Source organism: Falsochrobactrum tianjinense (assembly GCF_019100495.1).
Taxonomy (GTDB): domain Bacteria; phylum Pseudomonadota; class Alphaproteobacteria; order Rhizobiales; family Rhizobiaceae; genus Brucella; species Brucella tianjinense.
In genome coordinates this window covers 88,240-113,984 of record NZ_JAHRVA010000002.1, presented here as the reverse complement: position 1 = coordinate 113,984, position 25,745 = coordinate 88,240, and the positions used below count along the sequence as shown (strand labels likewise).

The following is a 25,745-nucleotide window of genomic DNA, read 5'->3' as shown; positions in this document are numbered from 1 at the left end:
TTTGTGAAATCTGGAAAACGATCAGGCTTTCAGCCCATTACGAATACGGGCAATAATATCCTGTACGCGCACGTCGATCTGGCTGCGGCGCGCGGACACGAGACAAGCCTGTGAACGCAGAATAATGCCATCTTCGAGCACCTTGAGCCGGTTTGCCTTCAGGGTCGAGCCCGTTGAGGTGATATCGACAATCATATCGGCGGAACCGGCCGCAGGCGCGCCTTCAGTTGCACCAAGGCTTTCTACGATACGATAGACCTGAATGCCATGTTTTTGTGAAAAGAACTGCTGCGTCAGCCGCCAATATTTGGTCGCAATGCGCAACCGGCGGCCGTGGCGCTGGCGGAAATCTGCCGCCACATCGTCAAGGTCGGCCATGGTCGTGACGTCGCGCCAGACTTCTGGTACGGCCACCACCACATCGGCATGGCCAAAACCCAGTTCCGCTTCAATGGTAACGCGCTCGTCAGCATGAGACAGGGTTTCGCGCACGAGATCTTCGCCCGTTACGCCAAGATCAATGCCGCCATAACCAAGTTCGCGTGCTATTTCGGAGGCTGAAAGGAAAAGAATATCGAGATCGTTATCGCCCTCGATCCGGGCGCGGTAATTGCGCTCGTCATCGGGGAGGACGACCTTATATCCAGCCTTTTCCAGCACAGCGAGTGTCTGTGCCTTAAGCCGCCCCTTGGATGGCAACGCCAGTGTCACGCTCATGATCGTTCTCCCGCCAGCGCACCAAGCCGGTCGAGCCAGATGGAAAAGCCCACGCCCGGAATATTGTCGGAGGCGCCCAGCATGGTAAGCAGGCGGTCATAACGGCCACCACCAGCCAGCACGGTTTCGGCTTCCGCTCCCGCCTGCCGGATTTCATAGACCAGCCCGGTATAATAATCGAGCGGTCGACCAAAAGACGCTTTGTAGACGATATCTTCGATTGCGATGCCTGCGGCGGCAATTGCATCCGTCCGGTCTTCAAATTTCTGCAAAACTGCGCTGAGATCAAGCGCATTATCGGCTGCAAAAGCCCGCATGGTGATGGCCGCCGTATCGAGCGAAACCCGAATCGCAAGGAAACGCTTCAATGCATCAAGCGCCGTCGATGGGAAGCGCGTAGTCGCCAGATCTTCCTTTTCGATCAGGCGGCGGGCAATTTCAGCGGGCGTGCGCCCTGCCCCCGGTGAAATACCCGCTTCCAGCATTTCCGCCTCAAGCATGAGCGCCAGTTCCTCCTCGTCACCCTGCGCTACAAGCGGAGCGAGCGTTTCGGGCAACGGATCGCTACGCTGCTCTCCGGTCAGTTCGGCAAACGCTGCTTCCATCGAATGCGCGTCGCCAAATGCCCGCAGCAGTTTCTTGCGCCACCCCTGTGGCAAGCCGAGCGCCTTGAGCATGCCTGCAAAAACCGACTGGTCGCCCAGAACGATTTCGAGCTGCGAACCCGGCGCAGCGGCCTTCACGCAGGCCAACGCATCGGCGATGGAGCGCGCGTCGGATGCCGCCTCATCAGCCGTGCCAAGATCTTCGATGCCCGCTTGCAAAAACTCCGCCGCTCCGTCACGACGCTGGCGAAACACTTCGCCAATATAAGCATAGCGTTTTGGTGTGGAGGCATTGAGCGCAATATGATTGCGACAAACCGGAATGGTGAATTCCGGACGCAGACAAAGGCTGTCACCATTCTCGTTTTCCGTCAGGAAAATACGGCGGCGCAAATCCTCGCCCGCCATATCCAGAAATGGGTCGGCAGGCTGGATCAGTGGAATATGTACCAGTTCCGCTTCGCTCGCGATGAATTGGCTGCGCAGCGTGTCGAAAAGAGGTTCCCGCAGCGAAAATGTAGCTGATCCCATCATTGGCCCGTCACTTTGCCTGCTGGGCGCGATCACGCGCTTGAGCATCGAGGATTTCTCGAACAGCATCCACAAGTCCGCCTTCGTTCACCGTGACCTGCGCAGGGCGGCTTTCACGCCATGTCACATTGTCTTCGATCTCCGCGGAAAGGCGCTTGCCCTCAATCAGATCCTTGATCTGAACCTCGCCCGCTTCACGCTCCTGCGAGCCCTGAATGACAACGCAAGGCGCATTGCGGCGGTCGGCATATTTCATCTGCGCCTTCATGCCGGAGCCGCCGACATACATTTCCGCGCGAATACCCGCCTGACGCAGATTGGAAACCATTCTCTGATAGCGGCCAAGACTTGGCCCATCCTTGTCCATGACCAGCACGACAACCGGGCCAACTGTATCGGAAACATCCAGCTTGCCGAGATTCTTCAGTGCCGTCATCAGGCGTGAGACGCCGATGGAAAAGCCCGTGGCCGGCACTGCCTCGCCACGGAAGCGCGAGACCAGACCGTCATAACGCCCGCCACCGCCGACTGAGCCGAACACGACTTTCTGCCCGTCTTCATTGGTGACATCGAACAGTAATTCGGCTTCAAAAACCGGGCCGGTATAATATTCCAGACCGCGCACCACGGAAGGATCAATCTTCACGCGGCTTTCATAGCCGCCTGCGCTGAACAGCGCCTGCATGCCAGCGAGCTCCGTCACGCCCTGCTCGCCCTTCACATTGCCTGCGACGACAGCTTGCAGATTGGCGATCGTTTCAGCCCCCGTCGCGCCACCGGCAGCGGTGAAGGCCAGAACCTTCTCGATTGCCGCTTCCGGCAATTGCGCGCCCTTGGTGAAATCGCCACTCTCGTCAAGACGGCCTTTGCCCAGCAGCAGGCGCACGCCTTCGGGGCCGAACTTGTCCAGCTTGTCGATGCCACGCAGCACATTGAGGCGGCTGGCGGCATTGCCTTCGCCATCAAGGCCGATGGCATCGAGAACTCCGTCGAGCACCTTGCGATTATTGACACGGATCACATAATCGCCGCGCTTTATGCCTAGTCGTTCCAGCGTATCGGCCATCATCATGCACATTTCGGCATCCGCTGAAACATTGGGCGCGCCGACCGTATCGGCGTCGAACTGCATGAACTGGCGGAAACGGCCCGGACCGGGCTTTTCGTTGCGGAACACCCAGCCGCTGCGATAGCTGCGATAGGGTTTGGGCAGGCTTTCGTAGTTTTCCGCAACATAACGGGCGAGCGGCGCCGTCAGGTCGTAACGCAGCGACAACCATTGCTCATCATCGTCCTGAAACGAGAAAACCCCTTCATTGGGGCGGTCCTGATCCGGCAGGAACTTTCCCAGCGCGTCGGTATATTCGACCAGCGGCGTTTCTACCGGCTCAAAACCATAAAGGTCATAGACTTCGCGGATGGTCGCCATCATCTTTTCTGTGGCGCGCAGATCGTCCGGCGCCCGATCGACAAACCCGCGCGGCAACCGCGCCTTCATCCTGTCCGCTTTATCGGCCATTTTTCCTGCCTGATCACTGATTTTGTTCATGTTACGCCGGAGGTATCCAGCAGATCCGTTGCCGGTTTCCTAACGCATCAAACCCGGTGCGGCAAGTGCGGGGTATGAAGCAAACGCGATGTGCTTAGCCGGGCCGCAAAAAGGACTGGCGTAGCTTCTCAATATGCGCGCGGCAATGGCAGCCTTCGATATGGTCGTTCACCATCCCCATCGCCTGCATGAAGGCATAAACAGTTGTCGGCCCTACAAATGACCAGCCGCGTTTCTTGAGGTCTTTGGAAATGCGCGTCGATATGTCGGTTTTCGGATTAGCGGCCAGCGTCGGATAATCGACAATGGTCGGGCGTTCTTCCGCCTTCGGCTCAAACGACCAGAAATAGGCGGCAAGCGACCCCTTTTCGCCGACCAGTTCAATAGCGCGCCGGGCATTGTTGATAGTGGATTCTATCTTGCCGCGATGGCGCACAATGCCTTTGTCACCAAGCAGGCGCTCGACGTCCTTTTCATCGTAAAGCGCGACGCGACGAAAATCGAAACCATCGAAAGCGGCGCGGAAATTTTCGCGCTTGCGCAGTATCGTCAGCCAGGACAGGCCGGACTGAAACCCTTCAAGGCATATTTTCTCGAAAAGACGCTGGTCGTCAGCAACCGGTACGCCCCATTCCTGATCGTGATAGGCGACATAATCAGGCAGGTTGCCGGACCAGAAACAGCGCACCGTACCATCCGCATCGCGGACTAATCCGGTTGTTTCAGACATCAATTCGTTCATTTTCACTCTCCGAACCTTCATCCAATTTTAATCATGTCGCGCAACGGGCCGCTAACCACAACTGTAATTTGCATAAGATGGCAACAAACGTCCCGCCAATATTTACCTTTATGATTCTATTGCTCCCCACAATGTCCACATGAATTTCGAGGCTGCTCTCCTGACGTATCGCGCCAGGAGAGGCCAAAGGAAACCGCACCAGCGCCAATGCCAAGTGCGAGAGAGACTGATCGGGCACATGAAACCACGTCATCTTCTTTTGATAGGATCGCTTGCGGCAATTGCCGTATCCGTCGTGAATACGGGAATGGCATTCGCCAATGATCGTTACGCCACTCCACCACCCATTTATCTTAGCCGGGATGTTTCGGCCCCATGGATCGCGCAATTGCAGGGCGCGGCGAGCCGGATCGCCCCGCAGATCAAACCGGCAACGGTGCAAAAATCCAAGATATTGCGGCAAAAACAGCAACCGAAAGCGCGCTACCAGAATGTCAGCCAGCAGCGTCCGGCCGCCAATCCCGTCAAAGTAACACGCAAGAAGCAGCTGCAGATGGACCCCGTCTATCTGCCCCAAACAGTTACTTATCCCGGCTCGGAAAAGCCCGGCACGATCATTATCGATACCGGCAAGCGCTTTCTCTATCTGGTCGGGGCCAATGGCAAGGCGCGGCGTTATGGCGTGGGCGTGGGCAAACAGGGCTTTGGCTGGAAAGGCACTCAGCGCGTCAGTCGCAAGGCGGAATGGCCAACCTGGACGCCGCCCAGAGCCATGATCCAGCGCGAACGCAAAAAGGGCCGTATCCTGCCTGCGCAAATGAAGGGCGGCATCAACAATCCACTAGGCGCACGCGCACTTTATCTCGGCTCCACGCTTTACCGGATACATGGTACCAACCAGCCCTGGACCATCGGCAAGGCAATGTCTTCGGGGTGTTTCCGAATGCGCAATGAAGATGTCACCGATCTTTACAATCGGGTTCCTGTCGGCGCGCGCGTAGTCGTGCGCTGATATTTTTCATATAACTGCAATCAATGAGCCGTTATTATCATGTGATAATGACGGCTTTTTGGTGCCAGCTTTATGGAAGAACATTCTAACCTGGCAAAGCTGCCGAAAGAGCTTTTCCTTTTTTTGCGAACACCCCTATGCTGCCGACAGAACGGCATAATATATGAGGGAAGGACAGAACATGACCGTACCGGCAGTAAAACTCAACGACGGCAATCGCATTCCACAGCTCGGTTACGGTGTTTGGAAAATCAGCAATGATGACGCTGCGGTCGCAGTTAGCGAAGCATTGAATACCGGCTATCGCCACATCGATACCGCAGCCATTTACGGCAATGAGGAAGGCGTGGGCAAGGGGATTCGCGAATCGGATATTGCGCGCGGCGACATCTACCTCACAACCAAACTCTGGAACAGCGAACAGGGCTATGAAACGACCCTCAAAGCCTTCGACGCCAGTCTGAAAAGGCTCGGAACCGATTATGTCGATCTCTATCTGATCCATTGGCCCATGCCTTCCAAAGATTTGTTCATGGAGGCATGGCGCGCTTTTACGCGGATCAAAGAAGAAGGCCGGGCTAAGTCCATCGGTCTGTCGAATTTCCGTACCGCCGATCTGGAACGCATCCTCAAGGAAAGCGACGTCCCGCCCGCCATAAACCAGATCGAATTGCATCCGCAATTCCAGCAGGATGAGCTGCGCCTGTTTCATAGCAAGCATAATATCGCAACCGAAGCCTGGAGCCCGCTCGGTCAGGGCACCCTGATGGAAAACGAGACGCTGAAAGCCATCGCCAGCGCGCATGGAAAATCCGTGGCGCAAGTCATCCTGCGCTGGCATATCGAGACGGGAAATATCGTTATTCCGAAATCCGTGACCCCATCCCGTATCCGGGAAAATTTTGAGATTTTCGACTTCCATCTCAACGGCACGGATCACGACGCGATCACCGAACTCGACCGCGCCGATGGGCGTATCGGGCGCAACCCGACCATTGTCGCCCTGTGACGTCTCTGTTACTGCCCGATGCCAGACAGGGCGGCGGGCTTCGGCCCGCCATAGGCCCAGTCGATCAGTTCGACCGTATGAACGATAGGTAATCTGCTGCCTGCTGCAATCTGCGTCATGCAGCCAATATTGCCGGTTGCAATCAGATCGGCCCCCGTGGCCTCGATATTCTTCGCCTTGCGGTCGCGTAGCGTCACAGCAATATCGGATTGCATGATATTATAGGTTCCCGCCGAGCCGCAGCATAAATGCCCTTCCAGCGGTTCGCGAACCGTAAAGCCCGCGCGCGTGAGCAGCTCTTTGGGCTGGCGCGTGATCTTTTGGCCATGCTGCATCGAACAGGCGGAATGATAGGCCACCGTCAACCCGGCTTGCTGTTGCGGTTCGGGCATTTCGATGGAAGCCAGATATTCGGTTACATCTTTGGCAAGCGCTGAAACTCGCGCCGCCTTGGATGTATAAGCGGGATCGAGGCGCAGCATAAAGCCATAATCCTTGATGGTGGTGCCGCAGCCCGACGCAGTGACAATGATCGCATCAAGCCCGCCCGCTTCGATCTCGCGGGTCCAAAGATCGACATTGTGCCGTGCCTGTTCAAGCGCGCGTTCCTCACGGCCCATATGATGCACCAGCGAGCCGCAGCAACCTTCATTTCGGGGTATTATCACCTCAATGCCAAGGCGATTGAGCAGACGCATTGCGGCAGCATTGATGCCGGGATTGAGAACTGGCTGCACACAACCATTGAGCATGGCCACCCGTCCGCGTGTGCCGGTGGCGGAGGTTTTTTCGGCTGCAATCTCCTCGCACGCAGGCAGATGGCGCGGTGCCAGTTCGAGCATGGCCGCAACCGGCTTCAGCCTGTCGTTTTTGCGAAACAGCGGCGCCAGCGGACGTCCGAGCTTTGCCATTTTCAAAGCCGCGCGAAAGCGCGCCGGATAGGGCAGTACCCGCGCAAGAACGGCGCGCAGGAAGCGATCCATGAAAGGACGCTTATAGGTCCTTTCGATATGGACGCGCGCATGGTCGATCAGGTGCATGTAATTGACGCCGGAAGGGCATGTCGTCATGCAGGAAAGGCAAGACAGGCAGCGATCGACATGACGGACGACTTCCTCATCCGCCGGGCGCCCATTTTCCAGCATATCCTTGATGAGGTAGATGCGCCCGCGCGGGCTGTCGAGTTCATTACCAAGCGTCACATAGGTCGGGCAGGTCGCGGTGCAAAAGCCGCAATGCACGCATTTGCGCAGGATTTTCTCGGCTTCATTGACGCCGGGATCGAGCAATTGTTCGGGGCTGAAATTGGTTTGCATGATTTACGCTCCAGCCGGATATTTATACATGCGTCCCGGATTAAGAATATTTTCCGGGTCGAATTGCTGCTTGAGCCGCTGCGAAAGGGCAGCAAGGGCCGGTTCTTGCGGCTCGAATACATCTGTGCTTGCGCGCAAACTCTCCGGTGCGCGCACCAAAGTCGCATGTCCGCCGCCATATCTGGCAATCAGCGCACGCAATATCTGCGCCTCCGGCTCGGCTTCCATCCGCAGCCAGATCAGCCCGCCCTGCCAGTCATAATAGGCGTCCACCCCGGCATGGCGGCGAAATTCATCCACCATGCGCCAGCCCTGCATCGGAGCCATCGATACGCGCCAGACCACGCGCTGGTCGCCCTTTTTGACGAAAGGAAGCACGTCGCGCACCTCGCGCCAAAGCTGCCGTGATTGTGTTTCGTCAAGTATATCGATTGCGCCAGCACGACCAAACCGGGTTTGCAACTGTGCCATCCGATGCTTGACGGATGGTGCAAAGCCTTCAATCCGGAAGATCGTCGCGGCCTCGCCGCCCAGCTTGCCGTCGAGAAAACGCCACGCCACGCTTGGCGGCAGATGGGCTGCGGACGCCACTTCCTCGCGCGCGCCCATCGCCATCGCCATTGCCCGCGCTGCCGCTTCATCGTCGAGGCCGCGCAGGGCGAGCGTGGCGACTGTTTCAAAGGCAGGCAAGACCTTGAAAGTGATTTCGGTTGCAGCGCCAAGCGTACCCCAGGAATTCGCCATGCCTTTGGAAAGATCGTAGCCGGTGACGTTCTTGACCACGCGCCCGCCGGATTTGAAAAACTCTCCGCGCCCGGAAACCACACGCACACCAAGCACATGATCGCGTGCCGCTCCCGCCTTGATGCGGCGCGGACCGGAAAGATTTGCAGCCAGGACGCCTGCAATCGTGCCGCGTCCCGCCTCGCCTGAAAGCAGCGGCCCGTAATCCATCGGCTCAAAATGAAAACACTGGCCATTATCGGAAAGCAATTGCTCGATTTCCGCAAGCGGCGTTCCCGCTCTGGCCGAAAGCACCAGTTCATCCGGCTCGTAAAGCGTCACGCCGCTGAGGCTGGAGAGATCAAGCACATGGCTTGCCACAACCTGATTGCCTATACCGCGTTTGGTGCCGTGGCCGATGATTTCGAGCGGCGCGCCTTTGGCAAGCGCCCATTGCACGGCATCCTGCACATCTGCTTCGTCCCCCGGCTTGATTATACTGGCATCATTCATGGTCAAAACCGTGGAATATCAGGAAAAGCCAGTTCGCCGCGATGCACATGCATACGGCCCAGCTCAGCGCAACGACGCAATTGCGGGAAAACCTTGCCGGGATTGAGCAGATGCTTGGCATCGAAGGCGCATTTGACGCGCATCTGCTGGTCAAGATCGATTTCGTTGAACATGACCGGCATGAGGTCGCGCTTTTCCACGCCCACCCCGTGTTCCCCGGTCAGCACGCCGCCAACCTTCACGCATAGCCGCAGAATATCCGCGCCGAAATCTTCCGCCGCCCGTAGCTGGCCGGGAATATTCGCATCGTAAAGAATGAGCGGATGCAGATTGCCATCACCCGCATGAAAGACATTGGCGACGCGCAATCCGTATTTTTCGGAAAGCGCACGCATACCCGAAAGAACATTGGGCAGTTCCTTGCGCGGGATGGTTCCATCCATACAAAGATAATCCGGCGAAATGCGTCCGACCGCCGGAAAAGCCGCCTTGCGCCCAGCCCAGAACGCCAGCCTCTCCTCTTCCGATTGCGACAATGTACAAGTGGTCGAGCCATTCTTGAGCGCTATCTTTTCCACCTGCGCAATCAGATAGTCCACCTCCACCGGCGGGCCATCCAGTTCCACGATCAGAAGCGCTTCCACATCGAGCGGGTAGCCGACGCGCACGAAATCCTCCGCTGCATGAATGGCAGGCCGGTCCATCATTTCCATGCCGCCGGGAATAATGCCCGCGCCGATAATATCCGCCACGCACTGCCCCGCCTGCTCGCTGGAAGGAAAGCCGATCATGACGGCGCGCGCCGTTTCGGGCTTTTGCAATATGCGTACGCTGACTTCGGTGACGACGCCCAGCAGACCTTCCGAACCCGTCATCAGCCCCAGCAGATCATAGGCTTCACTGTCGAGATGCTTGCCGCCCAGCCGCAGCACTTCGCCGGTAATCAGCACCATCTCGATGCCGAGAACATTATTGGCCGTCAGCCCATATTTGAGGCAATGCACGCCACCGGCATTTTCCGCAACATTGCCGCCAATGGAACAGGCAATCTGCGAGGACGGATCGGGGGCATAATAAAAGCCCTCATGTTCGACAGCTTTGGTGATGCCCAGATTGGTCACGCCGGGCTGCACCACGGCGACACGATTGGGATAATCGATTTCCAGAATGCGGTTGAAGCGCGACAGAACCAGCAGCACTGCGTCTTCCAGAGGTATCGCGCCCCCGGAAAGCGAGGTGCCCGCCCCGCGCGGCACGACGCGGATTTCATGCTCGTGACAATAGCGCAGAACATCTGAAACCTGCTCCACCGTTTCAGGCAGCACCACGACAAGCGGCAATTGCCGATGCGCGGTCAGCCCATCGGTTTCAAATACCCGCATGGCATTGACCGTATCGACGACCCCCTCGCCCGGCACGATTTCGCGCAGCGCTGCAACGATCTGCCCGCGCCGCTGGAGCACCGAAACATCCGGCTCCGGCATGATTAATCCGCTCATGATTTCCTCTTGAACTCCTCTGCCCCCAGAGTGCATCCGCCGCCGCCAGCGTCAAGAGGTAATATTATTTGACCACTTGCGCATGTGGCAAACTGTTTTGATGCAGCGATTATAATCGCCTTGCGATTGCGGGTCGGCTTTGGCTAGATGCTAGCATGATGAGCAGTCTGGCGGACATGGAGATTTTTGCGCGCGTTGTCGCAACCGGCAGCATGTCGGCGGCGGCACGCGATCTTGGTATATCACCGGCGGTGGTTTCAAAACGCATGGGGCGGCTGGAAGAGCGGCTCGGTACGCGGCTCATGCAGCGCACCACGCGCCGCATCGCCCTGACCGAAGCCGGGCATGGCTACTATGAGCGCGTGCTGGAAATTCTTGGCCATATCGAAGAAGCCGAAGCTTTTCTTGCCCGCAAATCGGCGGATGCGCGCGGGACGCTGAAAATCTCCGCCCCCACCACCTTTGGACGTATGCATATCGCGCCTTACCTTATGCCTTTCATGCGCGCCAATTCCGATCTCACTGTCAATATGCAGCTTTCCGACGAGATGGTGGATATTGTCGGCGAGGGCTACGATCTGGCGATCCGCATCGGCGATCTGCCCGATTCCACGCTCGTCACGCGGCGTCTTGCGCCGGTGCGGCGCATTCTGGTCGCTTCCCCAGCCTATATTGAGGAACGCGGCATTCCGCAGCGCATTGAAGATCTGCAAGATCATATCTGCCTTGCTCCGCATAATAACGACCCCTGGCGACTCGAAGGACCGGAGGGGCCGATGACGATTCGGCCTATCGGGCCGTTACAGACCAATTCCAGCGAAATCGTGCGGGAAGCCGTTCTCGCCGGTCTTGGCATTGCACAGCGCTCGACATGGGATATTGGGCCGGAACTGGCAGCAGGCAAGCTCGTGCAGCTTCTGCCCGATTACTCCGCATCGCGTCACGTCGCCATTCACGCGGTCTATCCTTCAAGGCAGTTTCTGCCGGCAAAGGTACGAATTTTCATCGATTATCTGGCCGAACTTTATGGTCCCGTTCCCTATTGGGAGAGTGGCGCTGCTCCACAGAGCTGACTGGAGATATTAACCGCATGGCCGAAACAGTTTTTTCGCGCATTCGGGCAAGCAGAACCGCGGATGATGTCGTGCATCAGATAGAAAGCCTGATCCTGGAAGGGGTTCTGCGCGGCGGCGAACGGCTTCCGGGCGAGCGGGAACTGGCGCGCCAGTTCAATATTTCCCGCCCCATTCTGCGCGGGGCACTCAAACAGCTCGAAAATGCGGGGCTGCTGCTCTCGCGCCATGGCGGCGGAACCTTCGTGGCCGATGTCATCGGACAGGTTTTCAGCGCGCCTGTGGTCGGGCTTTTCGCCAGCCATCGCAAGGCCACCACCGATTATCTCGAATATCGCCGCGAAATTGAGAGCATCGCCGCCGAATATGCGGCCCTGCGCGCAACTCCCGCCGACAGGGCACTGCTGGCAGAAATCATGGACGCCATGAAAAAAGCCAATGATGACAATGATTTCGACAAAGGTGCTCAGCTTGATGTTGAATTTCACAACGCCATTGGTGAGGCCGCGCATAATATCGTGCTACTGCACACGCTGCGCTCCTGCTATCAGCTTCTCAAGGATGGCGTTTTCTATAATCGCAGCCTGATCTACAGCTATCCCGGTGTGGCCGACATGTTTCTCGCCCAGCACCGCGCCATTTACGATGGGGTCATTGCAGGCAATCCGCAAGCCGCGCGCGAGGCAGTGCAAAATCATATTCGGTTTGTCGAACAGGCCATGAATGACCGGGAGTTGAATGACGAACGTGAACGCGTCGCACAATTGCGCTATCGTCAGCGGGCAGGAAAAGAGACAAAAGAAGGCAAAAGCCCATGAAAGGCCCCATTAACCCTATGAAATTCGCCGATGCGAGGGGACCGGAGGGCCTGCGCCTTTATGCTATTGGCGACATTCATGGCCGTCTCGATCTTTTGCAGGACATGCATGGCCTGATACGCGCCGATATAGACGCGCGCCCGACCCATGACTGGCGCATTATCCACCTTGGCGACTATGTCGACCGCGGTCCCGATTCGCGCGGCGTACTGGATTTCCTCATCAAAGTTTCAAAACATGATCCGCGTATGCTGGCGCTGCTTGGCAATCATGAGGCCGGTTTCCTGCAATATCTGGCGACCGGCGAAGTAACGGGCCTCTTTGCAGCGAATGGCGGCGAGGAAACGGCACGCTCCTATGGCGTCGAGATCGATTTCACGCAGGCCGTGAGCGCACAGGAAGGCCACAGCAATCTGGTGCAGGCCGTCCCGCAAGCGCATATTGACTTCATACGCTCGCTGCCGCGCTCGCTGGCATTCGAGGATTTTTTCTTTTGCCATGCAGGCGTCAATCCGTCCCTGCCGCTCGACGCTCAGGATCCCGATGAGCTGATCTGGATTCGCAACATTTTCCTCGGATGGACCGGACTTTTCGAGAAGGTCATTATCCATGGCCATACGCCGCAGGACGCAATCGATATCCACCCCAACCGGGTCAATCTCGATACCCATGCATGGAAAAGCGGCAGGCTTTCCGCCATCATTATTGATGGTGCGGAAAAACACTTCCTGGAAGCGCTTGATTAATAATGCGAGTTGGAGATGCCGTAGCCATCGGTGGACGTCATGTGATCGCCCGCATCGACGGCAAAGATGCCAACTGCCATAAATGCGATTGCGGAAATCATCAGGACAGTAAGAAGGGCGGCATGCTTAGCGGGCATAATGAGAAACTCTTTCGAGGGTTTGCCGAATAACGATAGGCCGAGTTTTCATAATGAGCAGAACCGAAGCCTGTTCCATCAATCGCCACCCGGAGTCGGGTCCAGTTACACACGAAAAAAGTTACCTGCAACTGAACGGCATGGTTTCCAACACCAGTTTGCCGCACAAGACCTCAAATCATAAGCGGCTGTGGCAAAGGGGCAACGTTAACAGGGGCCTTCCGGTTCCAGAAAATCGACGCACCGCGATGCAAAACGCGCCAAATGACCAAAGTTCTTGACCACAGCCCCTGCCCTCTGCCATCGATGCGATCATGCGCGCGAATTACAGGATGTTCAGACTTTATATCGAGGCCGGACTTGGGGATGGGGCCTGCGTGGAAACCACGCTGCAGGCGGCTCATTATCTTGCCCATGTGCTGCGCCTGAAGGAAGGCGATGAAATCCTCGCTTTCAACGGGCAGGACGGCGAGTGGAAAATGCGGCTGCGGCCCGAGGGCAAGAAGCGGCTTTTTCTTGAGTCCATCGAGCAGACCCGCCCCCAGCCGCAGCCCTGCGACCTGATCTATTGTTTTGCGCCTCTCAAGCAGGGGCGGCTCGACTATATGGTGCAAAAAGCCGTGGAAATGGGTGCGGGCATTCTGCAACCGGTCATTACCCAGCATACACAAATGGCGAAGCTCGGCACGGATCGCATCAGGGCCAATGCCATCGAGGCGGCGGAGCAATGCGGCGTCCTCTCCGTTCCCGAATGCCGCGAAGCCGAGCGATTCGGCCAGTTCCTAGAGCAATGGGACACATCGCGCCGCCTGATATTCTGCGACGAAGGCCATGAGGCAGACGACCCGCTGGCCACCCTCAGCCAGCTTCAGCCGGGGCCTTACGGCGTCCTGATCGGCCCCGAAGGCGGGTTTTCAGAAGAGGAACGAAAGCTTTTGCGCTCGTTGCCCTTTGTGACCGCAATCCCGCTGGGTCCGCGCATCCTGCGCGCCGATACGGCAGCCGTGGCAGCGCTTACTTTGGTACAGGCCGTACTGGGCGACTGGAAAACCCGGCCATGAGAGCACAAATTCCTTACTTCAATGAAATTGACTTGCGTGATTGGACATTTTTGTCCAATCACGCTGAAAAGTGAAAGATGACTGAGGATAGAATGCATGGCGCGCGATACGACTGATGAAACCGCACTGACAGGCGTTGAGGAACTTGCAGCCTATCTTGCAGAAGGCTGCAAGCCAAAGGAAGCCTGGCGCATCGGCACGGAACATGAAAAATTCCCCTTTTATGTCGCCGATAACAGCCCCGTGCCCTATGAAGGCCCGCGCGGCATCAAGGCAATTCTCGAAGGCATGCAGGCCCGGCTCGGCTGGGAACCGATCATCGACGAGGGTAGCATTATCGGACTGGTCGAACCGACCGGACAGGGCGCAATCTCGCTGGAACCCGGCGGCCAGTTCGAGCTTTCCGGCGCGCCGCTTTCCACCATTCACCAGACCTGCCGCGAAGTGAACGCCCATCTGTCGCAAGTGCATGAGATTGCCGAACCGCTCGGCATCCGTTTCCTTGGCCTCGGCGGCAGTCCGAAATGGACGCTTGCCGAAACGCCTGTCATGCCGAAATCGCGCTATAACATCATGACCGATTATATGCCCAAAGTCGGGCATGAAGGTCTGGACATGATGTATCGCACATCGACTGTTCAGGTGAACCTCGACTTCTCTTCGGAAACCGACATGCGTCGCAAGATGCAGGTCTCGATGAAGCTGCAATCGGTTGCGACCGCGCTTTTCGCCAGCTCTCCCTTTACCGAAGGCAAACCGAACGGACTGCTGTCATGGCGCTCCAATATCTGGCGCGACACTGACAATCAGCGCGCCGGCATCCTGCCTTTTGTCTTCTCCGAAAATTACGGCTTTATGGATTATGTCGAATGGGCGCTCGATGTGCCGATGTATTTCATCCTTCGCGATGGCCGCTACCACAATTGCACCCATGTCACCTTCCGCCAGTTCATGAATGGCGCGCTGAAAGGCGAAGTGAGCGATCCGGTGCCGAATATGGGCGACTGGACCAATCATCTTTCAACGCTGTTTCCGGAAGTGCGGCTGAAGCGTTTCCTTGAAATGCGCGGCGCCGATGGCGGTCCATGGCGGCGTATTTGCGCCCTGCCCGCCTATTGGGTCGGGCTGCTCTATGATGCAGAGGCGCTCGATGCAGCAGAAGCGCTGACTCGTGACTGGAGCTATGAAGAGGTTCTGGCCCTGCGCAATGAGGTGCCTTCCAAGGCGCTCAATGCGGATTTCCGCGGCAAGCCAGTGGCGCAGATCGCGCGCGAAACCTTGCGGATTTCGCGTCTTGGTCTTCTCAACCGCAACAAGCTCAACAGCGACGGCTTTGACGAAACTCACTTCCTCGCTCCGCTTGAGGAAATCGTCGCCGCTGGCGTGACGGATGCCGAGCGTATGCTCAACGCCTATAACAGCGTCTGGGCCGGTTCCATCGAGCCCGTCTTTCTCGAATACGCCTATTAAGGGGCGACAGGAAAAACGACGGGCGCGAGGTTGACGCAGAAGTTCTGATTTGCGATCTATTGCCGGTATGGCTGATATAGCAATCGATCAGGACTATCTCACCGAAAAGCTGGCCGCTCTGCTGGCGATTCCAAGTCCGACCGGCTTTACAGATGAGGCCGTGCATTATGTTGCGCGTGAACTGGAGCGGCTCGGCCTCGATGTCGTCCTCACCCGGCGCGGTGCGATAAGGGCACGGCGGCATGGCGAGAACAGACGCCCCGCCCGTGCCATTGTCTCCCATCTCGACACGCTGGGCGCACAGGTCAAATATCTCAAGCCCAATGGCAGGCTGGAACTCGTTTCCATCGGCAACTGGTCAGCGCGCTTTGCCGAAGGCGCCCGCGTTTCGATCTTTTCGTCCAAGGGCATCTATCGCGGCTCGATTCTGCCGCTGAAGGCTTCAGGCCATACTTTCAATGAGGAAGTCGACACGCAGCCGGTGGGTTGGCCCCATATCGAGCTTCGCGTCGATGCGCTGGCACGCAACCGGGACGACCTGGTCGAACTGGGTATCGATGTCGGCGATATTGTCGCCATCGACCCCGCCCCGGAATTCATAGACAACGGGTTCATTGTCTCCCGCCATCTCGACGATAAGGCAGGCGTCGCGATCATGCTGGCGGCACTGGAAGCGATGCAACGGGCCAAGGTGAAAACGCCGGTCGATACTTACTGGCTTTTTACCATCGGTGAAGAAACCGGCGTAGGCGCATCCGCCGTTGTCGTGCCGGATATTGCGTCATTGGTAGCGATTGATAATGGCACTACCGCGCCGGGGCAGAATTCTTCCGAATTCGGTGTCACTCTTGCCATGGCGGACCAGACCGGTCCCTTCGATTATCACCTGAGCAAGAAGCTGTTTGAACTTTGTCACGAGCACGGAATCACGGTGCAGAAGGATGTGTTCCGCTATTACCGCTCCGATGCGGCTTCCGCCGTGGAAGCGGGGCATGACGTGCGCACTGCCCTGCTGACATTTGGCGTCGACGCCTCCCATGGTTATGAGCGCATTCACTTGAGCGCCCTCACCTCCATCGCTCGGCTGGCGGTGCATTATGCGCTGAGCGAGGTGCAGATTGAACGTGACGCGGAAGAACTTGCCAAAGGCGTCAAAGGCTTCACCCATCAGACCGCATCCGAAGCGGAACAGGATCTCAAGCCCGACGATACCCCGGACGACGGCGACAAGAAGAATACTTTTCCTACATAAATTGTGGAACCATCTCGCTGCTGATGCATTTGCCATAGGGCATATCCGGCAAAAGCGGGAATCGCCGAGTAGGGAAATGCGCATGAGGCCGCCGCCACGATCCAAGCGACGGCCTTTTAATTTATGACAACAATGGAGGTTTCAACCCTTTTTATGTGTGGAATTTGCGGAGAAGTGAGGTTCGACGGCGTTACGCCCTCGATTTCAGCAATCTCGAAAATGGCAGACATACTTGCCCCCCGCGGACCGGATGCGTCCGGTATCGTAGTACGGGGCAATGTCGGGTTTGGTCACAGGCGATTGAGAATCCTCGATCTTTCCGAAAAATCGCAGCAACCGATGATCGACGCCGATCTTGGTCTGAGCATCGTTTTCAATGGCTGCATCTATAATTTCCGCGAATTGCGCGCCGAACTGGAGCAGAAGGGCTATCGCTTCTTTTCCGATGGCGACACGGAAGTGATCCTGAAGGCGTGGCATGCCTGGGGCGAAGAATGTGTTTCGCGTTTTCACGGCATGTTCGCTTTCGCCATCCATGAACGCGATAGCGGCAGGCTTGTCATGGCGCGTGACCGCTTCGGCATCAAGCCGCTTTATCTGGCGCAGGTCGCAGGCGCGTTGCGGTTCGCATCGTCACTTCCCGCGCTGGTGAAGGCCGGCGGCGTCGATACATCCATCGACCGCGCCGCCTTGCATCATTATATGAGCTTTCACGCGGTCGTGCCACCACCGCGCACCATCTATAATGGGGTTCGCAAGCTCAGTCCCGCAACCATTCGCATTTATGAAGCCAATGGCAGTTTCACTGACCGCCTCTATTGGCAGCCGCCCTATGGCCGCAGGCCGGGCGACAGCGCTTTAAGCCGCGAAGAATGGCAGGAGCAATTGCTGGATGCGGTGCGCATCGCCGTCAAACGCCGCATGATTTCCGATGTGCCGGTTGGCGTCCTGCTTTCGGGCGGGGTGGATTCCAGCATGATCGTCGGCTTGCTCGCAGAAGCCGGGCAGACAGGCTTGATGAGTTTTTCGGTCGGGTTTGAGGAAGCCAATGGCGAAAAAGGCGACGAGTTCGTCTATTCTGATCTGATTGCCGAACATTTCGGCACTGATCATCACAAGATTTTCGTACCTTCAGCCGATCTGATGGATGCGCTGCCCGGAACCATCGCAGCAATGTCCGAACCCATGGTTTCCTACGATAATGTAGGCTTCTATCTGCTTTCCAAAGAAGTTTCCAAACATATCAAGGTCGTGCAATCGGGCCAGGGCGCCGATGAAGTTTTCGGCGGCTATCACTGGTATCCGCCGCTCGTTGATTCCAATGATGTGGTGAGCGACTATGCCAAAGCCTTTTGCGATCGCTCGCATGACGTGCTCGCAACGCAGCTTGCACCCGAATGGCTGTCTGATCGCGATTATAGCCGCGAATTTCTGAACGAGCAATTATTGCGCGACGGAGCAGATACGCCGGTGGACCGCGCCCTGCGCCTCGACAGCAATGTCATGCTGGTTGATGATCCGGTCAAACGCGTCGATAATATGACGATGGCCTGGGGACTGGAAGCCCGCGTTCCTTTTCTAGACCACGAGCTGGTGGAGCTTGCCGCGCGCATTCCGCCGGAAGAGAAATTGCGCGATGGCGGCAAGGGTATCCTCAAGGATGTGGCGCGCAAGATCGTGCCCGCCGCAGTGATTGACCGCAAGAAGGGCTATTTCCCTGTACCGCAGCTAAAATATATAGCCGGCCCCTATCTCGATATGCTGCGTGACGCGCTGACATCGCAAAAAGCGCGTGAACGCGGGCTGTTCCAGAAGGACTATCTCGACCGCCTGTTTGCCAATCCCTCCGATCATATCACACCGTTGCGCGGCTCAGAACTCTGGCAAGCGGGGCTGCTGGAAATGTGGCTCCAGACACAGGAGGCCTGACATGAAGAAAGCAGACAAGACGGACATGACGAGGCAGAAGACAAGGGGAACGAAAGCCTTCTCTCATCGGCTGACGCGGTTGCGTTCTCCCGGCGAGGCCGGCTCCTATCAGGAGCATCTGCATGGCCAGAACGAGGAAAATAGTTCGGACAAGAACCGCAATGTGATCTTCGACTGCGGCTGGGGACGACTGCTCTTCGCGCAGACATTCGACAGCAACGAGGCAATCGTTGAAGCTTTGCGCGCGGAAGCACCCGATAGCCGCGATATCCTGTTTTATGTCAGTGACCCGCATATCCTGCTCTCGCTGGCGCCGCAGGAAATCTTTCTTGATCCGTCGCACACATACCGGCTGGAACTGGCCACTTATCGCGCAGGCGGCAGACGCACGCGCGGCATCACCATTCGGCGTGCGGTCTCCGAGCTTGATGCAGACGGTATTAACGCGGTCTATGCGGCTTGTGGAATGGTCCAGCTGCGTCCTGATTTCTTTTCCGCCGAACGCGACAATCGCGCCGTCACCTATTTTGTAGCGCAGGACGATACGACGGGCGAGATTGTAGGTACGGTCACGGGCATCAATCATGAGCGACTTTTCGATGATCCCGACAAGGGCGCGTCACTGTGGTGCCTTGCGGTTCATCCGCAGGCGCGCCAGCCCGGCATTGGCGAAAAGCTCGTGCGCAAGCTTGCCGAGCATTTTCAGGCACGCGGACTGAACCATGTAGACTTGTCGGTCCTTTATGACAATGACAACGCGATCCGGCTTTACGACAAGCTGAAATTTCGCCGTGTTCCCTTCTTTGCCATCAAGCGCAAGAACGCGATCAATGAGAAATTCTTCGCATTGCCGCTCAATTCCATCGATGCGCTCAATCCCTACGCGCGCATCATCGTCGATGAAGCACTGCGTCGCGGCATTCATGTCGATATAACGGACGCCGAGGGCGGGTTCTTCCGCCTGTCGCACGGCGGCCGTTCGATACATTGCCGCGAAAGCCTCTCGGAAATGACATCCGGCGTCGCCATGTCGCTCTGTGACGACAAGGCCGTGACAACTCGAACCGTTGCCAAGGCAGGGCTTGCCGTGCCGGAGCAAATTCCAGCCAGTGGCAGCGACGAGACGCTCGAATCTTTCCTCGAAAAGCACGGCAGTCTGGTGGTAAAACCAGCACGCGGCGAACAGGGGCGCGGCATTTCAGTCGGCATTTCAACAATGAAAGACCTGCGCGCGGCAATCAAGCAGGCCCGCGAAGTCTGCGATCAAGTCTTGCTTGAATCCTGCTTCGAGGGCGAGGATTTACGTCTCATCGTCATTGATTATAAGCTGGTGGCCGCAGCAGTTCGCCGCCCGCCGCGCGTGATCGGCGACGGAAAAGCAACGATCCGTAAGCTCATAGAAACTCAATCACGCCGCCGCGCCGCCGCAACAGGCGGCGAAAGCCGTATTCCCATAGATGCTGAAACGAAACGCTGTCTGGCGCAACAGGACCTTACGCTCGATCACATACTTGAAGATCGCCGCGAGATTACGGTGCGCAAAGCCGCCAATCTGCACAAAGGCGGTACCATTCACGATGTAACGGCTGTCGTGAACAAGAAACTGGTCGATGCGGCGTGCAAGGCGGCGCGAGCGATCAATATTCCAGTGGTTGGTATCGATCTGATGATCAAATCACCCGAAGATCCGAATTACATCTTCATCGAAGCAAACGAGCGACCGGGGCTTGCCAATCACGAACCGCAGCCCACAGCGGCCCGCTTCGTGGAATGCCTCTTCCCGCAGTTGAAAACCAATGCTCATCCAGCGGAACGTCGGGCCGGATAAGCAGGATTTTCGGTCAGCGCCGTTTGGCGGGCTGGCTGATCAGGATAACGCCATGGCGGCGCGCAAGCTCGGTAGTGACCGTTTCGATCTCCTGCATCTTGCGCGCGTCGCTCCATCCCAGTTCCCGCGCCGCAATATCTGCTATTGCCTGCAAATTGCTGGTCGAAAGCGCACCGTCGATTGCAAGCGTCGTACGCCGCAGCACGATATCAGCCAGATGCACTACCAGTTCGTTGCGCGCGATCCAGGCGATTTCCGCTGCACTGATCGTATCTGTTTCCGGCAGAAAAACAGTGCCGACTCGTGTCTCCTGTTCGATAATGGCGGAAGCAGTGGTGCCGTAGCGCGCCAATAATGTTTCTACACGCGCAGAAGACAGTCCACTCTCCATGGCGTATTTTCCCACCCATGCGGCGTGCGCCTGAACACCCGCCGGATAATCCTTGCCTCCGCCGATGGAGAGGTTGCGGGTAGATTTAAGGCGATCACGCCCCAGACGCGAAAGCACCGTATCCGCCACTTCCTCGGCAAAGCCGCGAAAGGTCGTCCACTTGCCGCCGACAAGCGAGATGATGGCAAAAGGCCGCTCACGATCCGGCTCGATGATGGGCGCAGAGTGATCGCGGCTGATAAGACCCGGTTCGGAAGCATTCGACGCAGGCAGCGGACGAATGCCACTATAGGCATAGACGATTTGCTTGCGGTCGAATTGCAGCTTCGGCAATAACGAGCGCAAGCTGTCGATAAAATAATCGATCTCGGGTTCTTCGGCACGCACATTATCGGGGTCGTCTGATGGAATATCGGTCGAACCGACAAGCGCCAGACCGTGATAGTCATAAACAAGACAGATACGCCCATCATCCGCTTCGAAATAGATCATACGGCCATTGAGGCTCTTCACCAGTTCCGGATGATCGATGAGAATATGCGATCCTTTGGTGCCGCCGATCATCTTCGTCGGCTTGCCAAGCGCTTCATTCACATGATCGATCCACGGTCCGGCGGCATTGACGACCAGTTTTGGTGTCACCGTAAATGCCGCCCCGTCCGGCCCTTCGAAGCTCACAGCACCGTCTTTGGCGGAAACCAGTGCCATGAAATTGCTGGCAGCGCTCTTGGGGTTTGCGGCGAGGCCGTCGCTCACCAGTTCATAGACGAGACGCTCCGGCTGGCTGACCTTGGCATCATGATAGATACCGCCTGCGACGATCGCCGGGGTAATATAAGGCATTTCCTTCGTCGCGGTATTTTTGAACAAAAACCGATGGCGCGGCATGACACGCTCACGCGCGCCAAAATAATCATAGAGCGCAAGGCCGATCTTGATGAGCACGGCACCCCGGCTGCGCGGCGCGGTAGTGGAGCCCATCAGCGTGCGTAAGGAGGCCCAGACGCCGCGCGTCCACGAAAAAACCGGAATGAATGTCGGCAGGGGCTGGACGTTATGAGGCGCATTTTTCAACAGAAGATTGCGCTCCAGCGTCGATTGCGCGATCAGCCCGAATTCGCCTGTCTCCAGGTATTTCAGCCCGCCATGGATCAGGCGCGACGGCGCAGCGCTAGTGCCGGAACCGAAATCCGCCTTGTCGACGATAAGGCAATTGACGCCCTGCTCGCTCAGATCGCGAAACAACCCTGCGCCATTGACGCCTGCGCCTAGAATGAGGACGTCGACACCCTCCGCTTCCAGTTGCTTGATCCGGTTATATTGAGTGTTCTCGGGCTCGTTCATTTCACTGTCTTTACATCTTTATTGCGCGTCATTTCAGTCGCTCAGAGCTTCGATCTTCGGCCAAAGAGGGCCAAGCGCCGACGCCATCTCACAGAACAGCGCATAGCGCTTTTCATATTGCGAACTGCGCTCCATATCGGGACTATAGGTTATTGCGATGGCATCAAGATCGCGCGGATCGCTATAAACATCGCCGAAAACCCCTGCGCCCTTGCCTGCACAAAGGGCAGCCCCCCAGGCAGCGGCTTCATCCGTATCCGTCACCGTGACAGGCATGCCAAGCACATTGGCGAACATCTGCGCAAAGGCCGGGCTGCGCGATACCCCCCCTGTCAAGCGCGCGCTGGAAATGGCGAACCCGCCTTTAAGATGATCGACGTGAATGCGATGATTAAAGGCGATGCCCTCCCAGACGGCGCGCAGCATGTCGCCACGCTCCTGCCAGCCTCGCAGGCCGAAAAACGAACCGCTCGCCATAGCGCCGTAAGGCGAACCGAAAAGATAGGGATGGAACATAGCCGTCGAGGGCTTCGCCAGCGCCGCGTCGATTTCCGTGCGCAGCATATCGTGGATAGACCGACCCGACTGCTCGGCCTCGCGACGCTCCGCTGCACAAAGCTTATCGAGGAACCAGTCGTAATTCGCGGTTGAGGCAGGCGAAATGGACATATTGTTCCATTCGCCGGGCGCAATGCCATTGCGGCAGAACCAGCTTTCATCGACGCGCGGCTCGGAGGAAAGCGTTTCATTGATCGAATAGGTGCCTGCAACCACTGCGACGGTACCGATCCCAAGACCGCCGACACCCAGGGCAGAGGCCGTCACATCATGCAGACCGGCGACAACAGGCGTACCCGCGACAAGGCCGGTGCGTTCCGCACAGGCTTCCGAAACATCACCGACGATTTCGTCGGAGCGCGCCATGGGCGGCAGTGCCCCCCAAAGCTCCTCCAGACCGAACAGGGCGAGCGCATCTTTGGAATAACCCTGTGTATTGACGTCGGTAAAGGACGTCGAGGCTTCGGTGCGGTCGGTTCCCACCTCGCCAGTCAGGCAAAAGCGCAGCCAGTCCTTTGCAGCCAGAACATGCCCGATCTGCGCATAGCGCTCCGGCTCGTTTTCTTTTATCCATGCAAGGATGGCCGACGGGGCCGAGGCGTGCGGAGCCTGCCCGGTAATGGAGATGGATTTTTTCGCCACCGGCCCGCCAAGCCAGCGTCCGGCGACATCCAGCGCTCGGCTGTCGAGCGACAATATGCCCGGCCCAAGCGGACGACGATCCTTGTCGAGCATATAAATGCCATCACCGTGCGCCGTTGTGGCAATTGCCAAAATATCGGATGCTGGACGTCCGCTTTTCGCGATTGCCTCGGCGATCGCATCCGCGGTTGCGTTCCAGAATTCGTCCATATCACGCTCGACGTGGCGCGGTTGCGGAAAAGACTGGGTCACGCGGCGGCGCGCAATAGAAAGCGGCGTGCCGTCAATATCGAACAATACGGCTTTGGTTACGGTCAGTCCGCTATCGATTCCCAGTAGGCAAGGCATGAATCATCATTCCTGAAATGCAGGCAAAGGCCGCATAGCCTCCGCTCTTGTTTACGTGTCGGTCGCGGCCGGACGCGCGACGACGACATTAATACCTTGCGCCTGCATGCGGTCGAGATGCGCGAAAGACGTTCGTTCGTCGACGATAACCACGTCGAAATCGCTCAATGCTCCGAATCCATGCAGTGCCCGGCGCTCGAACTTGGTGTGATCGGCCAGCAGCACACGCTTGGCGGCACTTTCAAGCATAGCGCGCTTGGTCTCGACCATTTCTGGAGATTGATGGAAAAGAAGATCGTCGGTAATCGCTGCAATCGAAATGAAAGCCACATCGGCACGCAAACGACGAATCTCGTTGGTCGTCATTCCACCCACGAAAGCATTGCACCAATTATAAAGCTGCCCGCCCAGACCCAACAGCGTGATATCGGTCATGTCGCGGGTTTCATTCATCAGGGTGAGCGAATTGGTGATGACAGTCAACGGCGCCTTGGCCGGAAGATGCGGGACCATCTGAAGAACGGTCGTAGAATCGTCGAAAAAAATCGCCTGTCCCGGCTCGACGAACTGCATCGCCGCCGCCGCAATCAGCTTTTTCTCGTCTGCCTGACGCGTGATACGATAAATGTCGCTCGCCTCGATAAGGCTTGTCGGCGCAGCGGAAACGATGCCGCGCGTCTTGCGGCAAAGACCACGGCTGACCAGCTCATCGACGTCCCGATGTGCGGTCATGAGGCTGATGCCGAAGCGTTCGGTAATGTCCTCAATGCGCATTGAGCCTTCGGACATCACGGTCTCGGCGATTTTCTGGCGGCGAACCAGTTGACGCGCATGTCGACTGTCGTTCGGAACCTGCTCCGCCATAAGGTTTTCAATAGCTGCTTTGCTGCTCACTGCCATTCTTACCGCTTCATGCACCGATGGGACGCGGATAGAAACCTGCGTCCCGTTCGTGCGAGGTCTTACTGCTCAAGAACGAATGGCGAAGTGTATTTATCGACATTGTCCTTGGTGATCAGGATGCAGTCGAAAAGCTGCTTTTCCTGATCCACACCGGTTTCACCAGTCTTGATGAAGTTATCTGCTTGCTTGACAGCAGCTTCCGAGAAAACCGCAACCGGCTGAAGCACGGTGTACTGAAGTTCACCGGCCTTGATGGCAGCAACAGCATCTGGCGAACCGTCGAAACCGCCAACCTTGACCTGATCGAGTTTGCCGGCCTTCTTGAGGGCAGCAATTGCGCCCAATGCCATTTCGTCATTGCCGGAGATCACGCCGATAATGTCGGGATTGGCCTGAAGCAGAGCCTGCATCTTGTCGTGACCCTGGGTACGGTCCCAGTTGGCGACGTCCTGACCAGCCTTCACCAGATCAGGATATTGCGAAAGAACGGTTTCATAGCCGTTCGAGCGCGTAGCGGCATTATTGTCGGAAGGCGATCCGAAGAGTTCGACATATTTGCCTTCTTCACCAACGCTTTCCACCCATTGCGTAGCACCAAGGGCTGCGCCCTGCGCGTTATTGGAAACGAGCTGCGCCTTGGCCAGACCTTCCTGATTGATCTCGGCATTCACGAGGAAAACCGGGATATTGGCGGCGATTGCACGCTTGACCGCACCAACCGAACCATCAGCATTGGCCGGATCGAGAATGATGGCCACCGATTTGTTGGTGATGGCGGTGTCGATCAGGTTGCTTTCGGTGTTGGTGTCGCCCTTATGACCCCCAACAACTGCCGAATAGCCGAGGCTTTCGGCGGTCTTCTTGGCGATTTCACCTTCCGTATACCAGTAAGGATTGGAAGGATCATTGACGATGATCGTCATCAGACCTTCGGCCCAGGCCGAGCTGGCGATGAGCGGCAGTGCTGCTGCGGCAGCAAACAGAACCCGCATTCCTTTTTTAAACATGTCTCTCTCCCGTAACAATTAG

22 protein-coding genes are annotated in these 25,745 nt (G+C 57.2%); 10 read left to right on the top strand and 12 right to left on the bottom strand.

Features of this window, described 5'->3' with window-relative positions:
• Positions 1 to 21 precede the first annotated feature (21 nt).
• The 4 genes from hisG to KUG47_RS06135 all read right to left on the bottom strand — a co-directional run bounded on the left by hisG (position 22) and on the right by KUG47_RS06135 (position 4,144).
• Positions 22 to 717, bottom strand: coding sequence for an ATP phosphoribosyltransferase (hisG, locus tag KUG47_RS06150; protein WP_217677088.1), 696 nt, complete (start codon positions 715 to 717; stop codon positions 22 to 24).
• On the bottom strand, positions 714 to 1,856 hold the full coding sequence (locus KUG47_RS06145) for an ATP phosphoribosyltransferase regulatory subunit (RefSeq protein ID WP_217677385.1): 1,143 nt from the start codon (positions 1,854 to 1,856) through the stop codon (positions 714 to 716). Before KUG47_RS06145 ends, hisG begins: the two co-directional genes overlap by 4 nt.
• A 7-nt stretch (positions 1,857 to 1,863) precedes the next feature.
• Positions 1,864 to 3,372, bottom strand: coding sequence for a histidine--tRNA ligase (hisS, locus tag KUG47_RS06140; RefSeq protein ID WP_217677384.1), 1,509 nt, complete (start codon positions 3,370 to 3,372; stop codon positions 1,864 to 1,866).
• A gap of 124 nt (positions 3,373 to 3,496) precedes the next feature.
• Entirely contained in the window at positions 3,497 to 4,144 is a 648-nt protein-coding gene (locus tag KUG47_RS06135) for a DNA-3-methyladenine glycosylase I (protein ID WP_217677087.1), read from the bottom strand.
• 238 nt (positions 4,145 to 4,382) lie between these two features.
• Between KUG47_RS06135 and KUG47_RS06130 the strand changes: the two genes are divergently transcribed.
• Entirely contained in the window at positions 4,383 to 5,156 is a 774-nt protein-coding gene (locus KUG47_RS06130; protein ID WP_217677086.1) for a L,D-transpeptidase, read from the top strand.
• 181 nt (positions 5,157 to 5,337) lie between these two features.
• Positions 5,338 to 6,165, top strand: coding sequence for an aldo/keto reductase (locus tag KUG47_RS06125; RefSeq protein WP_217677085.1), 828 nt, complete (start codon positions 5,338 to 5,340; stop codon positions 6,163 to 6,165).
• Between the two features lie 8 nt (positions 6,166 to 6,173).
• On the opposite strand, the gene glcF is transcribed toward KUG47_RS06125, so the two are convergent.
• Genes glcF through KUG47_RS06110 form a run of 3 tightly spaced genes read right to left on the bottom strand, consistent with a single transcriptional unit; the run spans position 6,174 to position 10,216 of the window.
• Positions 6,174 to 7,481 (bottom strand): glycolate oxidase subunit GlcF, encoded by a 1,308-nt coding sequence (gene glcF, locus KUG47_RS06120; protein WP_217677084.1) that lies wholly within the window; start codon positions 7,479 to 7,481, stop codon positions 6,174 to 6,176.
• Positions 7,482 to 7,484: 3 nt separating this feature from the next.
• On the bottom strand, positions 7,485 to 8,717 hold the full coding sequence (locus KUG47_RS06115; RefSeq protein WP_217677083.1) for an FAD-binding protein: 1,233 nt from the start codon (positions 8,715 to 8,717) through the stop codon (positions 7,485 to 7,487).
• Positions 8,718 to 8,719: 2 nt separating this feature from the next.
• A complete protein-coding gene (locus KUG47_RS06110) occupies positions 8,720 to 10,216 on the bottom strand; it encodes an FAD-linked oxidase C-terminal domain-containing protein (RefSeq protein ID WP_217677082.1) in 1,497 nt (498 codons plus the stop codon).
• A gap of 155 nt (positions 10,217 to 10,371) precedes the next feature.
• On the opposite strand from KUG47_RS06110, the gene KUG47_RS06105 reads away from it, so the two are divergent.
• Genes KUG47_RS06105 through KUG47_RS06095 form a run of 3 tightly spaced genes read left to right on the top strand, consistent with a single transcriptional unit; the run spans position 10,372 to position 12,853 of the window.
• Positions 10,372 to 11,289, top strand: coding sequence for a LysR family transcriptional regulator (locus KUG47_RS06105; RefSeq protein ID WP_217677081.1), 918 nt, complete (start codon positions 10,372 to 10,374; stop codon positions 11,287 to 11,289).
• Between the two features lie 17 nt (positions 11,290 to 11,306).
• Positions 11,307 to 12,107: an FCD domain-containing protein gene (locus KUG47_RS06100; RefSeq protein WP_217677080.1), complete on the top strand. Its 801-nt coding sequence runs from the start codon at positions 11,307 to 11,309 to the stop codon at positions 12,105 to 12,107.
• Positions 12,104 to 12,853 (top strand): metallophosphoesterase family protein, encoded by a 750-nt coding sequence (locus KUG47_RS06095; protein ID WP_217677079.1) that lies wholly within the window; start codon positions 12,104 to 12,106, stop codon positions 12,851 to 12,853. Before KUG47_RS06100 ends, KUG47_RS06095 begins: the two co-directional genes overlap by 4 nt.
• Here KUG47_RS06095 and KUG47_RS06090 read toward each other — a convergent pair.
• Positions 12,850 to 12,990: a hypothetical protein gene (locus KUG47_RS06090; RefSeq protein ID WP_217677078.1), complete on the bottom strand. Its 141-nt coding sequence runs from the start codon at positions 12,988 to 12,990 to the stop codon at positions 12,850 to 12,852. The genes KUG47_RS06095 and KUG47_RS06090 overlap by 4 nt on opposite strands.
• A 314-nt stretch (positions 12,991 to 13,304) precedes the next feature.
• On the opposite strand from KUG47_RS06090, the gene KUG47_RS06085 reads away from it, so the two are divergent.
• From KUG47_RS06085 to ngg, 5 genes are all read left to right on the top strand, one after another.
• Positions 13,305 to 14,051, top strand: a complete 747-nt coding sequence (locus KUG47_RS06085; RefSeq protein WP_217677077.1) for a 16S rRNA (uracil(1498)-N(3))-methyltransferase — start codon at positions 13,305 to 13,307, stop codon at positions 14,049 to 14,051.
• A 96-nt stretch (positions 14,052 to 14,147) separates the two neighbouring features.
• A complete protein-coding gene (locus KUG47_RS06080; protein WP_217677076.1) occupies positions 14,148 to 15,521 on the top strand; it encodes a glutamate--cysteine ligase in 1,374 nt (457 codons plus the stop codon).
• Between the two features lie 67 nt (positions 15,522 to 15,588).
• On the top strand, positions 15,589 to 16,773 hold the full coding sequence (locus tag KUG47_RS06075; RefSeq protein ID WP_217677075.1) for an osmoprotectant NAGGN system M42 family peptidase: 1,185 nt from the start codon (positions 15,589 to 15,591) through the stop codon (positions 16,771 to 16,773).
• A gap of 153 nt (positions 16,774 to 16,926) precedes the next feature.
• Entirely contained in the window at positions 16,927 to 18,702 is a 1,776-nt protein-coding gene (locus KUG47_RS06070) for an N-acetylglutaminylglutamine amidotransferase (protein ID WP_217677383.1), read from the top strand.
• A gap of 1 nt (position 18,703) precedes the next feature.
• Positions 18,704 to 20,530: an N-acetylglutaminylglutamine synthetase gene (gene ngg / locus KUG47_RS06065; protein ID WP_217677074.1), complete on the top strand. Its 1,827-nt coding sequence runs from the start codon at positions 18,704 to 18,706 to the stop codon at positions 20,528 to 20,530.
• Positions 20,531 to 20,543: 13 nt separating this feature from the next.
• Here ngg and KUG47_RS06060 read toward each other — a convergent pair whose 3' ends face one another.
• The 4 genes from KUG47_RS06060 to KUG47_RS06045 form a co-directional block, all read right to left on the bottom strand.
• Complete coding sequence (locus tag KUG47_RS06060) at positions 20,544 to 22,265, bottom strand: glycerol-3-phosphate dehydrogenase/oxidase (protein WP_217677073.1); 1,722 nt, start codon at positions 22,263 to 22,265, stop codon at positions 20,544 to 20,546.
• Positions 22,266 to 22,298: 33 nt separating this feature from the next.
• Positions 22,299 to 23,813, bottom strand: coding sequence for an FGGY-family carbohydrate kinase (locus tag KUG47_RS06055; RefSeq protein ID WP_217677072.1), 1,515 nt, complete (start codon positions 23,811 to 23,813; stop codon positions 22,299 to 22,301).
• A 51-nt stretch (positions 23,814 to 23,864) separates the two neighbouring features.
• Complete coding sequence (locus KUG47_RS06050) at positions 23,865 to 24,713, bottom strand: DeoR/GlpR family DNA-binding transcription regulator (protein ID WP_217677071.1); 849 nt, start codon at positions 24,711 to 24,713, stop codon at positions 23,865 to 23,867.
• A gap of 62 nt (positions 24,714 to 24,775) precedes the next feature.
• Positions 24,776 to 25,723, bottom strand: coding sequence for a D-ribose ABC transporter substrate-binding protein (locus tag KUG47_RS06045; protein WP_217677070.1), 948 nt, complete (start codon positions 25,721 to 25,723; stop codon positions 24,776 to 24,778).
• Positions 25,724 to 25,745: the final 22 nt, after the last annotated feature.

Bases quoted from the DNA above. Each gene is read 5' to 3' on its own strand.
- hisS (WP_217677384.1), bottom strand. From the start codon at position 3,372: ATGGCCGATAAAGCGGACAGGATGAAGGCGCGGTTGCCGCGCGGGTTT.
- KUG47_RS06095 (WP_217677079.1), top strand. From the start codon at position 12,104: ATGAAAGGCCCCATTAACCCTATGAAATTCGCCGATGCGAGGGGACCG.
- KUG47_RS06115 (WP_217677083.1), bottom strand. From the start codon at position 8,717: ATGAATGATGCCAGTATAATCAAGCCGGGGGACGAAGCAGATGTGCAG.
- glcF (WP_217677084.1), bottom strand. From the start codon at position 7,481: ATGCAAACCAATTTCAGCCCCGAACAATTGCTCGATCCCGGCGTCAAT.
- KUG47_RS06045 (WP_217677070.1), bottom strand. From the start codon at position 25,723: ATGTTTAAAAAAGGAATGCGGGTTCTGTTTGCTGCCGCAGCAGCACTG.
- hisG (WP_217677088.1), bottom strand. From the start codon at position 717: ATGAGCGTGACACTGGCGTTGCCATCCAAGGGGCGGCTTAAGGCACAG.
- KUG47_RS06145 (WP_217677385.1), bottom strand. From the start codon at position 1,856: ATGATGGGATCAGCTACATTTTCGCTGCGGGAACCTCTTTTCGACACG.
- KUG47_RS06070 (WP_217677383.1), top strand. From the start codon at position 16,927: ATGTGTGGAATTTGCGGAGAAGTGAGGTTCGACGGCGTTACGCCCTCG.
- KUG47_RS06055 (WP_217677072.1), bottom strand. From the start codon at position 23,813: ATGCCTTGCCTACTGGGAATCGATAGCGGACTGACCGTAACCAAAGCC.
- KUG47_RS06085 (WP_217677077.1), top strand. From the start codon at position 13,305: ATGCGCGCGAATTACAGGATGTTCAGACTTTATATCGAGGCCGGACTT.
- KUG47_RS06050 (WP_217677071.1), bottom strand. From the start codon at position 24,713: ATGGCAGTGAGCAGCAAAGCAGCTATTGAAAACCTTATGGCGGAGCAG.
- KUG47_RS06090 (WP_217677078.1), bottom strand. From the start codon at position 12,990: ATGCCCGCTAAGCATGCCGCCCTTCTTACTGTCCTGATGATTTCCGCA.
- KUG47_RS06105 (WP_217677081.1), top strand. From the start codon at position 10,372: ATGATGAGCAGTCTGGCGGACATGGAGATTTTTGCGCGCGTTGTCGCA.
- ngg (WP_217677074.1), top strand. From the start codon at position 18,704: ATGAAGAAAGCAGACAAGACGGACATGACGAGGCAGAAGACAAGGGGA.
- KUG47_RS06130 (WP_217677086.1), top strand. From the start codon at position 4,383: ATGAAACCACGTCATCTTCTTTTGATAGGATCGCTTGCGGCAATTGCC.
- KUG47_RS06110 (WP_217677082.1), bottom strand. From the start codon at position 10,216: ATGAGCGGATTAATCATGCCGGAGCCGGATGTTTCGGTGCTCCAGCGG.
- KUG47_RS06075 (WP_217677075.1), top strand. From the start codon at position 15,589: ATGGCTGATATAGCAATCGATCAGGACTATCTCACCGAAAAGCTGGCC.
- KUG47_RS06135 (WP_217677087.1), bottom strand. From the start codon at position 4,144: ATGAACGAATTGATGTCTGAAACAACCGGATTAGTCCGCGATGCGGAT.
- KUG47_RS06060 (WP_217677073.1), bottom strand. From the start codon at position 22,265: ATGAACGAGCCCGAGAACACTCAATATAACCGGATCAAGCAACTGGAA.
- KUG47_RS06100 (WP_217677080.1), top strand. From the start codon at position 11,307: ATGGCCGAAACAGTTTTTTCGCGCATTCGGGCAAGCAGAACCGCGGAT.
- KUG47_RS06080 (WP_217677076.1), top strand. From the start codon at position 14,148: ATGGCGCGCGATACGACTGATGAAACCGCACTGACAGGCGTTGAGGAA.
- KUG47_RS06125 (WP_217677085.1), top strand. From the start codon at position 5,338: ATGACCGTACCGGCAGTAAAACTCAACGACGGCAATCGCATTCCACAG.